The sequence below is a fragment of the Haloactinopolyspora sp. genome, from assembly GCF_027324685.1.
Classification (GTDB): Bacteria; Actinomycetota; Actinomycetes; order Jiangellales; family Jiangellaceae; genus Haloactinopolyspora.
On the sequence record NZ_DAHVSH010000203.1, the window covers coordinates 49,526 to 60,805 of the forward strand.

The window sequence follows — 11,280 nt, forward strand, 5'->3', positions numbered from 1 at the left end:
GGACCGCCCCTCCTCGTGACGCGAGAGTCAGAAGGCGGCCGGCGACTCGACCACGAGGTCACCGGAGATGATCTGCTCGCGGATCTCGTCGAGCTCGTCCTTGGTCTCCTGCGAGATCTGGTCGTCGAAGTCGTGGAACGGCGCGAGGCTCACGCCCTCGTTCTCGAGGGTCCCGATGTAGGGCTCGTTCGTGAACGACCCGTCGGCCGCTTCACCGACGGCGGTCTCGACGGCGACGTCCATGCCCTTCATCACGCTGGTCAGGATGACGTCGGAGAACTCCGGCGCGGACTCGAAGCCGTCGGAGTCGGCCCAGATGACCGCGACGTCGCCGGCTTCCTGCGCAGCCGTTCCGGCGCTGGCGGCCAGCGGCCCGGCCACCGGGTGCAACACGTCGGCGCCCTGACTGATCAGGTTGTCGCTGATCTGCTTGGCCAGGCCGTCGTTGTCGAAGTCGCCGACGAACTGACCCTGCTGCGACTCCTTGTTCCACCCCAGGACCTCGACGTTGGTGCCCTTCTGCTCGTTGTGGTACATCACGCCGTCGTAGAAGCCGTCCATGAAGATGGTGACCGTGGGGATCTTCGCCCCGCCCCACGTGCCGACCTTGCCGCTCTTGGTGTAGCTGGCCGCGGCGTAGCCGGCGAGGAAAGCGGCCTCGTGGGTGTTGAACACCAGCGGCTTGACGTTGTCGATCTCGTACACTTCGCCGTTCTCGTCCTTGTACTGGAAGTCGACGATGGCGAACTGCTCGTCCGGGTTGGCGTTGGCCGCCTCCTCGGTCGCGTCGGCGAGCAGGAAGCCGACGGTGACGATGATGCCGCAGTCGTCGGCGACCATGGCATTGACGTTCGGGGTGTAGTCGGCATCGCTCTGCGATTCGGCGAACTTGATGTCCGAGACGACTCCGCTCTCTTCAGCGGCGACCAGACCGTTGTAGGACGTCTCGTTGAACGACTTGTCGTCGATACCACCAGCGTCGGAGACCATGCAGCCCAGGAAGTCGCCGCCGCCGTCCGCGGCCTCATCGGATTCCTCCGGCGCCTCGCCGCAGGCTGTGATCACCAACGCAGTAGCGCACACAGCGGTGGCGAGACGAAAGCTTGTTTTCATTGCGAATCCTCCAGGCCCCCGGGACACACGACGTAAAGCCGTAGGTTAACCCCGCGTCTCGCCATAAGAACAGCGGCTGAGCAGCCGAGACACACCTGTGACCAACTCGCTGTCGTACTGCGCCCTACCGACGCGAGTCACACCAGGTCACCCGCGTGTTCAGCGGCCGCCGACCACCGACTGGATCTCGGCCACAGGCACGTTCACGGTGGTGGAGCGCTGCAGCGGGTCGAGGTCGCCGCCGACGGATTCACCGGAGCTGGTCCGGCCCTCCCACGTGGCGCTCCATTGAGTGGAGGCGGTCACCGGGTAGCCGTCCGGGTAGGCGACCGAGGCCCGCGAGAACGACACCGTGCAGCCGGACGTGTCTTGGGCTCCTGGTTGCCACTCCCGCAGCGCGACTTCCGGCGGGCACATCTGCGAACCGCCGGGGTAGGCGACGGACAGACCGCCGGTCTCAGCCGTGACCTCGGCCCAGACGTCGGACCCGACGACTTCGGCACGGATGGTCCGGGTGCCCTCGGCCCCACCGACCATCTCCGGGTCGGTGACCCAGAACCAGGTGGGGATGTTGACGAATGTCGCGTTCACCGGGCCGGTGGTGATCTTCGGGTTGCGGTCGACCTCGGGCTCGTCGATGACCATCAGTTCCCGAGCCTCGATCGCCAGCGTCTCCGGGTCGATCTCCGGCGCCGGCGGCTCACCGGCAGCGAACGGGGCGTAGACGACCGCGACTTCACCGCCGTAATACTCGGGCACCTCAACCACTTTCGGAGAACACGGCTTGACGTCCTCCCCTTCGATCCGGTACCAGGTGAGGTCCTCGCCAGCCTTTTCACGCTTGATGGCGTCTTTGAACACTTGCTCGTCCGGGAAGGCGAGCCGGCCAACGGCAAAGCTTCCGCCGATCTGCGGATAGATCTCCTTGTACCACTCGTACACCGACTCGGGATCGGTCGCGTCAACTGGCGGCTTACCGAGTGCGATATCGCTCGGGATCGGCTCCCACCAGCACACCGGCTCCAGGTACACCTCGACCCAGCCACCGCCGCCCGGCGAGCCGTCGCCACTGACCTCGACCTGGACGCCGATCTCGTAGCCACCGCCGTTGTTGCCCCCGTCGATCTCCCCGCCGTCACCGTCGCGCGCGGTGGCCGGCGCCGACGCGAGCATCGCGACCGCGAGCACTCCGGTGAACGTCGATGTAGCGAAACGGGCCTTCCGGCGCATGGCGATATCAACCCCGTTCGAGTCTTCTCACACTCCAGCGGGGGCAACTTAGCATGATCGGCTCCCGATATTCACCGCACAGTTCACGAACAGGACGAAGCGTCCATCGGCTTCGAATCCGATGCCTTCCAGGTGTCATCTGCACGAACCATCGTCACCACCTGGCGCTCCAGCTCGTCGAGTTCTTCGGGTTCGCCGTCGGTGTAGGTGACCCAGTCCCGCATGGTGATGCACATGTCCACCTGGGCGGTGTCGCCGTCAACCGAGACGTCGACGAGGTCGATCACGGTGGACTCCCCGACGGTCACGGTGCGCTGCATGACCACCTTCACGCCGAGGTCGATCAGGCGCTCGAGCTGCTCGCCGGTGGCGGTCTCGTGAATGCCGGACTCGTCCTCACCGGCGCCGAACAGAACAGCGTCCCAGCTGGCCATGAACCGTCCGGTCGCCTCCAGCACGGCACGCTCCTCGTCGGTGGCGTCGGCTGGGATGTCGATCGGCAACTGATCGGGTAGTTCGATGACGCTCGGCTCGCCTGGCACGAACGGCTGCGTAAACGACGGGTTCGGTTCGTTCGACGGTTCGGACGACGTCGGAGCGGACTCGTCAGGGCCGTCCGTCGGTGCCGCGGTACCCGCCGGATCAACGTCGGTCGCAGCAGAAGGTGATCCCGTCAGACCCGCCGGTTCGTCCTGAGCCGAGGAACACCCGGCAAGCACCAGGAACACCCCAGCCACCACGACATGCGCTGCACGTGCCACTACTGATCAGTCCTTTGCTCACCGTGTTCACGCCCGGCCGGCGCTCATCTTAGACATGCCGCGGCAATCTCACCGTCGTCGTCAACCACCTCGGCGACGGCGGGAGGTCACAGCCCGGCCGGCGGTGAGTAGGTTCCCCACACCGCGCGCAGCGCGTCGCACACCTCGCCGATGGTGGCGCGCGCGGCCAGCGCCGCCCGCATCGGGTACAAGACGTTGTCGCGCCCGCTCGCCGCCGCCCGTAGGTCGTCCAACGCCTGTTCCACGGCGCCGGAGTCGCGCTCGGCCCGCAGCGTCGCCAGGCGAGCGGCCTGGGCTGCTTCCAGGGCTGGGTCGACGCGCAGCGGCTCGTACGGCTCGTCGCCGTTGTCGGTGAACGCGTTGACGCCGACCACGGTGCGCTCGCCGCTGTCGATCTGGGTGGCCACGTCGTAGGCGGACTGCTCGATCTCGCGCTTCTGGAAGCCCCGCTCGATGGCCGCGACCGCACCGCCGAGGTCTTCCACCTGCTCCATCAACGCCCGAATGGCGGCTTCGATGTCGTCGGTGAGCGCCTCGACGGCGTACGAACCGGCGAACGGGTCGACAGTGCGGGCGACGTCGGTCTCGTAGGCGAGCACCTGCTGGGTTCGCAGCGCCAGCCGGGCCGCTTTCTCGGTGGGCAGCGCGATCGCCTCGTCGTAGGCATTGGTGTGCAGCGACTGGGTGCCACCCAGCACGGCGGCCAGCGCCTGGACGGTCACCCTCGCCATGTTCACCTCGGGTTGCTGCGCGGTGAGCTGCACACCGGCGGTCTGGGTGTGAAAACGCAGCATCTGCGACTTCGGGTTCTGCGCCCCGAACTCATCGCGCATCACCTGCGCCCAGATGCGCCGGGCGGCACGGAATTTCGCGACCTCCTCCAGCAGCGTCGTGCGCGCGACGAAGAAGAACGACAGACGGGGCGCGAACTCGTCGACGTCGAGTCCCGCGGCGAGCGCCGCACGTACGTATTCGCGCGCGTTGGCCAGCGTGAACGCGACTTCCTGCGCAGGCGTGGCTCCGGCCTCGGCCATGTGGTACCCGGAGATCGAGATGGAGTTCCAGCGCGGCAGTTCGGTCTTGCAGTAGGCGAAGATGTCACTGGCCAACCGCAACGACGCCGCGGGCGGGAAGATGTAGGTGCCGCGGGCCACGTACTCCTTGAGCACGTCGTTCTGGATCGTCCCCGACAGTTGCTCGCCCGCCACCCCTTGGTCGGCGCTCACCAGTTGGTACAACAGCAGCAAGACGGCGGCCGGGGCGTTGATGGTCATCGACGTCGACACGTCGGCCAACGGGATGCCGTGGAACAGCCGCCGCATGTCGTCGAGCGAGTCGATGGCCACGCCGACCTTGCCGACCTCGCCGGCGGCCTGCGCAGCGTCGGAGTCGTGGCCCATCTGCGTGGGCAGATCGAAGGCGACCGACAGTCCGCCGGTGCCGGCCTCGACGAGCTGGTGGTAGCGGCGGTTGGACTCCTCAGCCGTGCCGAAGCCGGCGTACTGCCGCATCGTCCACGGGCGGCCGGTGTACATCGTCGGATAGATGCCTCGGGTGAACGGGTACGAACCCGGCTCGCCCAGCCAGTCGCTCTCGGGCCCGCGCAGGCGCGTGTGCGGGCCGTACACCGCCTCGATGGGCAGGCCGGACTCCGTATGCCTGGTCACGCCCCCACGTTAACGACACCGCAGGTCCGGCGCGGCTCGCGGCGAGTGACATTGTCCACATCCACAGCCAGGCGGGCGGTCTTCGCGTCAGCCCAGCGGATGCACCGTCGTCTCGTGGTCGGCGTGGACGACGAGGAAGCGCTCACCCCGGCCGACCCGGCGCCCCAGCGGCAGCCGCTGGCGTCCCTGAGCCAGCGGACCGGTGTAGACGTCAGTTCGATGCACGCGGTACATGGGATCCAGCCGGAACAGGGTGACGTCGAGGTGCGCATCACGGCGCAGGATGACGACGATGCTGTTGTCCGACCGCTCGTAGGCACCGGCGCCGACGATGCGCGCATCGCGGTCGGGAGCCGAGACCACCTCTTGGACCTGGGCGACCATGAGCTCAGGGATCGGCGCCAACCCGTCGACCACCCGCAACGCGGGGTTCTGGCCGCGCAGCGCGCCCACGATGCGCTCTCGCTTGGCTCCGCTGATCGTGCGCCCCAGCGCCAGGATGTCGACCGACGACCCGTCGATCCCGGACGTCGCGCGGTCGATGTCGGTCTCTTCACGCACAACCATGCCCGCCGCGCGCAACGCCGTGCCGAGCTCGTCGAGTACACGAACCCGCTTGCCCACGAGCAGCACCCGTGCCGGCGTTCCGATCTCCGTCGTCAAGACGCCACTCCTTGTCATCCGCCCTGATATCGATCTTGAAGGTTGGAGCGAAGCGCGAGCACCTGACGTCTCTGATAATGAGACGCACGGCGGTCACCCGCTGACTGAGGCGATGGCCGGATCACAGGCGGACAAACCGGGCCCGGTACCGGGCACGTCCCCCGACCGACGGCGCGGGCAGGGATCAGCGGCATCCGTACGTCGATGCGTCGATCGTCAGATCTTCTCGACCGGGGCGTAGCGCAACAGCAACGTCTTCAGCCCCGACTCGCCGAAATCGACCGTGGCCTGCGCGTGCTCACCACTGCCGGATGTGGCGACGACCGTGCCGAGTCCGAACGCGTCGTGATTCACCCGGTCGCCGGCGCTCAGCGCCGGCACCGGGCGGGTCTGGGAACCGCCGGCGGGACGACGCCGCGGCGGCGGTGGCGTGTACCACTTCGTCTGGTCGGCTTCGGTGCGCTGCCAGTCGATGAGCTCGTCGGGGATCTCAGGGAGGAACCGAGACGCCGGATTGTGGCTGGGCGAACCGAACGCGCTGCGCACCACCGCACGCGACAGGTACAGGCGTTCGCGCGCCCGGGTGATGCCCACGTAGGCCAGCCGGCGTTCCTCTTCGAGCTCGTGGGTGTCGCCGCCGAGCGACCGCTGGTGCGGGAAGACGCCGTCCTCGAGGCCGGTGAGGAAGACGACGGGGAACTCCAGCCCCTTCGCCGTGTGCAGGGTCATGAGGGTGACGACGCCCTCGTGGTCGTCGCCCTCGGGAATCTCGTCAGCATCGGCGACCAGACTGACCTGCTCGAGGAATCCGGTCAGCGTCTGCTCGGACTCCTCGCCGGCTTCGTACTCCCCGGCCACGGCCACGAGCTCACGGAGGTTGTCGACCCTGGTCTCGTCCTGTGGGTCGTCGGACTCGGACAGTTCGGCCAGATAGCCGGTACGGTCCAGTGCGGCTTCGAGGATCTGAGCCGGACCCGAGTCGTTCTCGACCATGGCGCGCAGCTCGTCCATCATGCTGACGAACGCTTCGATGGCGTTGACCGACCGGGACGCGATACCCGGCGCGTCGGCCGCGCGCCGCAGCGCCTGCCAGAACGTGACGCCGTCGCGCTGGGCCAGCGCCTCCACCATCGCCTCGGCCCGGTCGCCGATGCCGCGCTTGGGGACGTTGAGGATGCGCCGCAGCGACACGGTGTCTTCGGGGTTGGCCAGGAAGCGCAGGTAGGCGAGCGCATCGCGGACCTCGCGCCGCTCGTAGAAGCGCGTACCGCCCACGACCCGATACGGCAGGCCGACGCGCACGAAGATCTCTTCGAGCACGCGCGACTGCGCATTCGTGCGGTAGAACACCGCGATGTCGCCGGGTTTGGCGAGACCTTCGTCGCTGAGCCGGTCGATCTCGTCGGCGACGAACTGCGCCTCGGCGTGCTCGTCGTCGGCGACGTATCCGACGATCTTGGCGCCCGGTCCGCCGTCGCTCCACAACCGCTTGGGCTTGCGACCGGGGTTGCGTGAGATGACGGCGTTGGCCGCGGACAGGATGGTCTGCGTGGAGCGGTAGTTCTGCTCGAGCAGAATGACTTCGGCGTCGGGGTAGTCCGTCTCGAACTGCAGGATGTTGCGGATGGTGGCGCCCCGGAAGGCGTAGATGGACTGATCGGCGTCGCCGACGACGCACAGCTCGGCGGGCTCGACGACCGGTTGGTCACCCGCGGCGCCGGTATCGCCGGACGCCGGGCTCGGCCGCACGCCGACCAGTTCGCGGACGAGCTCGTACTGGGCGTGGTTGGTGTCCTGGTACTCGTCGACCAGCACGTGCCGGAACCGCCGCCGGTAATGCTCGGCGACCTCGGGGAAGGCCTGCAACAGGTGGACGGTGGTCATGATGAGGTCGTCGAAGTCGAAGGCGTTGGCCTCGGTCAGGCGCCGCTGGTAGAGCTCATAGGCCTCGGCCACCATGCGCTGGTGATGGTTGTCGGCCTTGGCGAGCGCGGTCTCGTAATCGACGAGCTCGTTCTTGAAGTTGCTGACGGCGTGGCTGAACTGCCGCGGCGGGTACCGGCGCGGGTCGAGATCGAGTTCGCGGCAGACGAGGGTCATCAGCCGCTGGGCGTCGGCTTGGTCGTAGATGGAGAACGACGACGTGTAACCGAACCGTTTCGCCTCGCGCCGCAGGATGCGCACGCAGGCGGAGTGGAACGTGGACACCCACATGACCTGGGCGCGCCGGCCGACGAGTTCGGTGACGCGCTCCTTCATCTCGCCGGCGGCCTTGTTGGTGAAGGTGATGGCCAAGATGGAGCCGGGATGGACGTCGCGCGCACCCAGCAGGTAGGCGATCCGCCGGGTCAGCACCCGCGTCTTGCCCGAACCCGCGCCCGCCACGATGAGCAGTGGGCTGCCGGCATGAGTGACGGCTTGGCGCTGCGGCGGGTTGAGCCCCTCGAGGTAGGCCTCGGGGTCACCGCTGCCACGGCGGGACGTCGGCCGGTCCGGCGACTCGGCCGCGGGCAAGGAGAGATCGTCGGAAAGTGCGCTCATCGAAGACCAAGCCTATGCCGGTGGACCGACAGAGTCCCGCGGCCTGACGACTCCGGCGGAAGGTGGTCGCACGCCGCGTGAGCACCGCTCATCCGGCGCTCCGGTGACTCACGTGCGCACAGCGAGAGGAACCGCTGGACGATCGGGGTGCTCAGGTCCAGAACACCGCGATGGCGACGTTGGCGACACTCAAGCCGAACACCGCGAAGAACAGTCCGTCGGGAACGGTCGGCTTTCGGCGATTCAGCCAGCACAGCACCGTCACCACGAGAACGATCACCAATTTGGTGCCGAGCTTGGCATGATTGACGTCGATACCGAGCGAGTCGATGCCGCCACCCATGGCCGCCATCGCCACGCCCGTGACGACTTGAGTCAACGCGCCGTGCACCATGGCGGCGTTGATGGTTCGCCCGCCGCGGGCCGATAATTGGACCATGGCGCCGCCGATCAGGCTGGCCAGGCCGACGAAATGCAGAACGAGCACGAGGTTGTAGACGAATTCCATGATCACCTTCCACCAGACTCGGCCGGGGCAGCACTCTACTACGAACCGTCGTAATTAAGGGAGGCGGACTATGGTCAGCCTCGTGTACAGCACCCGTCGCGGAGACATCACCGACCTCGAGGCCATCGCGAAGCTGGAGAGCACGCCCGAGACGACTCCGTGGCTGGGCGAGACCGGCCTGGAATGGCACCGCCGAGGCTTCGCCGATCCCGACCGTGAGCACCTGCTGATCGAATCTCCGGCCGGGCTGGTCGGATTCGTCGTCCTGGCCGGGCTCATGGACCCGGCGCGTGTGCTCGAGATCCGCCGGATCGTCGTCGCGGAGCACCTGCGCGGTCAGGGCATCGGCCGGTTGCTGATCCGCGCGGCCATCGAGCGTGCCTACGAGCGTCATTCGGCCACTCGGCTCTGGCTCGACGTGAAGGCGACGAACGTCCGCGCCCGCGGCCTCTACGAATCCGAGGGCTTCGTCGTGTCCCGGACGGTCCCGTCCGGTTGGGCGCGCACCGGCGACAACAGCGATCTGGTCGTCATGGAGCACGTTCGGTCGTCGGCTACACCAGCCGGCGGTCAGCGGCCCACCGGGTGAGCTCGTAACGGTTGGACAGCTGGAGCTTCCGCAACACCGCCGACACATGCGTCTCGACCGTCTTCACCGAGATGAACAGCTCCTTGGCGATCTCTTTGTAGGCGTACCCACGAGCGATCAGCCGAAGAACCTCGCGCTCGCGCTGGGTCAGCCGATCCAGGTCGTCGTCGACGCTCGGGGCTTCGGTCCCGGCGAAAGCGTCGAGGACGAATCCGGCCAGCCGCGGCGAGAAGACGGCGTCGCCTTCGGCCACCCGCCCGATAGCCGAGACCAGGTCGTCACCGGTGATCGACTTGGTGACGTAGCCGCGAGCACCGGCGCGGATGGTGCCGATGACGTCCTCGGCGGCGTCGGAGACCGACAGCGCGAGGAAGCGCACGTCCGGCAGTTGCGGGTGGACCTGGCGGATGACCTCGCCGCCGCCCCCACCGGGAAGGTGTACGTCGAGCAGGACCACCTCGGGTGCGGTGGCGAGCACCACCTTCACCGCCTCGGCGGTGTCGGCGGCTTCACCGACGACGGTGACGGCGTCCGGCGACTGGGCCAGTTCGGCGCGCACACCGGTGCGGAACATGGCGTGGTCGTCGACGAGGACGACCGAGACCGGGCCCGACCGTCCGGGCCGGGACTCTTCTGCAGTGGACTCGCTCACGAACTTCTCCTCGACGACAGTCTGATCTCGGTTCCCTCTCCCGGTGCCGAGCGTATCGATGCCTCGCCACCATGGCGCTCCATCCGGTCGATGATCGAGCGCCGCACCCCCATCCGGTCTTCCGGCACGGCCTCGGGGTCGAACCCGGCGCCGCGGTCGCGTACGAACAGCTCGATACCTTCGTCGCCCGCCTCGACGAAGACGTCGATGGTGTCGGCGCCGGAGTGCTTGGCCGCGTTGACCGCGGCCTCGCGCGCGGCCTTCAAGATGGCCCGGGCCACGTCGTCGATCTCCGCATCACCGACCGTCACGACCTCGACCGGAACCCCGAACGTATCCTCGACCTCCGCGGCCATCTTGGTCAGCGCCGCAGCCAGTGACGATCCGTCGTCCACCAGGTCGCTGTACAGCCAGGCCCGCAGGTCGCGCTCCTGGCTACGAGCCAGCCGGACGACAGCGCGCTGGTCATGGGCTTGCTTCTGGATCAACGCGAGTGTCTGCAGGACGGAGTCGTGCAGATGCGCGGCCATGTCGGCCCGCTCCTGCGACACGATGCGGGCGCGGCGCTCGGACTCGAGGTTGCGCCACAGCCGGTAGAACCACGGCCCGGCGATCAGACCGATGCCGACCAGGATGACGATCAGCCCACCCAGGGCGTCGACGGTCGCGTCGAATTGGCCTTGCCCGACGAGGAAGACGACGACCCCGGCGACCACGACGCTCGCGCCGGCCAGCACCCGCATGACCGCGATCCAGCCGCCTCCGCCGGTGATGGCCGCCAGCCACGGAACGCCCGGCGTCAACGCGGTCAACCGCTGGCGCTCGGTTTCATCGGCTGCGCGCCAGACCAGGGTCAACCCGGCAGCGGCCAGCACCAGCGGGAAGAACAACCCCGGGCTGATGCCCAGCGGGGTCTGCTGCACCAGGAGCCACACGCCGGCCCCCAGGACCACCAACGCCGCGAGCTGGCCGACGTCCCCGGTGCGCTGGGCGAACGTCCGACGCCGGCGCTTGCCGGACCGGGTCGCGGCAGCCACACCCGCGGGTGCGGCGTCGTCGTCACGTTCGGCGACGGTTTGATCGAGTGGCGTGAAGATCCACAACGCGAGGTAGAGCACCACGCCGAATCCGGAGACCGCGCTCAGCAGGCTGAAGGCCGCGCGGATCGCCAACGGCGGAACCTTGAACTGCGCTGCCAGCGCCACGGCCACCCCGCCGACCATGCGTCCGTCGGAGTGCCGAACGAACGTCGGCGGGCCGCTCGGGTCGCGCCGGCCGCCAGCCGTGCTGCGGCCCGCGGTGGCCCGGCCGGTGTCGGAAGAACCGCGTGCGGACATATCGTCCGGCGAGGCGGCGCCGGCCTGCGGCGTACCCCCGGCCTGGGTGGTGTCGTTCGCGGGACCGGCCGAAGCGCCGTCCCGAGCGCGGGAGCCGGACGATCCGCGCAGGACTCGGCCGGCCCAGGTGCGGGCCGTCCCAGGCGTCGGCGCAGGGCTCATGACTCGATACTCACACGTCACAGCGCTGTGTGCCAT

At 68.2% G+C, this 11,280-nt stretch carries 10 protein-coding genes; 1 reads left to right on the forward strand and 9 read right to left on the reverse strand.

All coding sequences use genetic code 11. From position 1 onward, the window contains the following. Window positions 1-27: 27 nt before the first annotated feature. From M6444_RS21805 to M6444_RS21835, 7 genes are all read right to left on the reverse strand, one after another. Window positions 28-1,065, reverse strand: a complete 1,038-nt coding sequence (locus M6444_RS21805; RefSeq protein ID WP_298332352.1) for a BMP family ABC transporter substrate-binding protein — start codon at window positions 1,063-1,065, stop codon at window positions 28-30. 207 nt (window positions 1,066-1,272) lie between these two features. Beyond that, complete coding sequence (locus M6444_RS21810) at window positions 1,273-2,343, reverse strand: hypothetical protein (RefSeq protein WP_298332355.1); 1,071 nt, start codon at window positions 2,341-2,343, stop codon at window positions 1,273-1,275. Window positions 2,344-2,426: 83 nt separating this feature from the next. After that, entirely contained in the window at window positions 2,427-2,885 is a 459-nt protein-coding gene (locus tag M6444_RS21815; protein WP_298332356.1) for a hypothetical protein, read from the reverse strand. Between the two features lie 326 nt (window positions 2,886-3,211). After that, a complete protein-coding gene (locus tag M6444_RS21820; RefSeq protein ID WP_298332359.1) occupies window positions 3,212-4,792 on the reverse strand; it encodes a methylmalonyl-CoA mutase family protein in 1,581 nt (526 codons plus the stop codon). A gap of 87 nt (window positions 4,793-4,879) precedes the next feature. After that, complete coding sequence (locus M6444_RS21825; RefSeq protein WP_298332361.1) at window positions 4,880-5,455, reverse strand: hypothetical protein; 576 nt, start codon at window positions 5,453-5,455, stop codon at window positions 4,880-4,882. A 216-nt stretch (window positions 5,456-5,671) separates the two neighbouring features. Further along, on the reverse strand, window positions 5,672-7,996 hold the full coding sequence (gene pcrA / locus M6444_RS21830) for a DNA helicase PcrA (protein ID WP_298332364.1): 2,325 nt from the start codon (window positions 7,994-7,996) through the stop codon (window positions 5,672-5,674). A 151-nt stretch (window positions 7,997-8,147) separates the two neighbouring features. Further along, window positions 8,148-8,504, reverse strand: coding sequence for a hypothetical protein (locus tag M6444_RS21835; RefSeq protein ID WP_298332367.1), 357 nt, complete (start codon window positions 8,502-8,504; stop codon window positions 8,148-8,150). 82 nt (window positions 8,505-8,586) lie between these two features. Here M6444_RS21835 and M6444_RS21840 point away from each other — a divergent pair, with 82 nt between their 5' ends. Further along, a complete protein-coding gene (locus tag M6444_RS21840) occupies window positions 8,587-9,093 on the forward strand; it encodes a GNAT family N-acetyltransferase (protein WP_298332370.1) in 507 nt (168 codons plus the stop codon). On the opposite strand, the gene M6444_RS21845 is transcribed toward M6444_RS21840, so the two are convergent. Both M6444_RS21845 and M6444_RS21850 read right to left on the reverse strand, forming a co-directional pair. Then, complete coding sequence (locus M6444_RS21845; RefSeq protein ID WP_298332375.1) at window positions 9,059-9,745, reverse strand: response regulator transcription factor; 687 nt, start codon at window positions 9,743-9,745, stop codon at window positions 9,059-9,061. The two genes, M6444_RS21840 and M6444_RS21845, sit on opposite strands and share 35 nt — an antisense overlap. Further along, window positions 9,742-11,244 carry an ATP-binding protein gene (locus M6444_RS21850; protein ID WP_298332378.1) on the reverse strand — a complete coding sequence of 501 codons (1,503 nt, stop codon included), beginning with the start codon at window positions 11,242-11,244 and terminating at the stop codon, window positions 9,742-9,744. Before M6444_RS21850 ends, M6444_RS21845 begins: the two co-directional genes overlap by 4 nt. Window positions 11,245-11,280 lie beyond the last annotated feature (36 nt).

Coding starts and splice junctions, on each gene's coding strand:
- M6444_RS21835 (WP_298332367.1), bottom strand. CDS start 8,504: ATGGAATTCGTCTACAACCTCGTGCTCGTTCTGCATTTCGTCGGCCTG.
- pcrA (WP_298332364.1), bottom strand. CDS start 7,996: ATGAGCGCACTTTCCGACGATCTCTCCTTGCCCGCGGCCGAGTCGCCG.
- M6444_RS21850 (WP_298332378.1), bottom strand. CDS start 11,244: ATGAGCCCTGCGCCGACGCCTGGGACGGCCCGCACCTGGGCCGGCCGA.
- M6444_RS21810 (WP_298332355.1), bottom strand. CDS start 2,343: ATGCGCCGGAAGGCCCGTTTCGCTACATCGACGTTCACCGGAGTGCTC.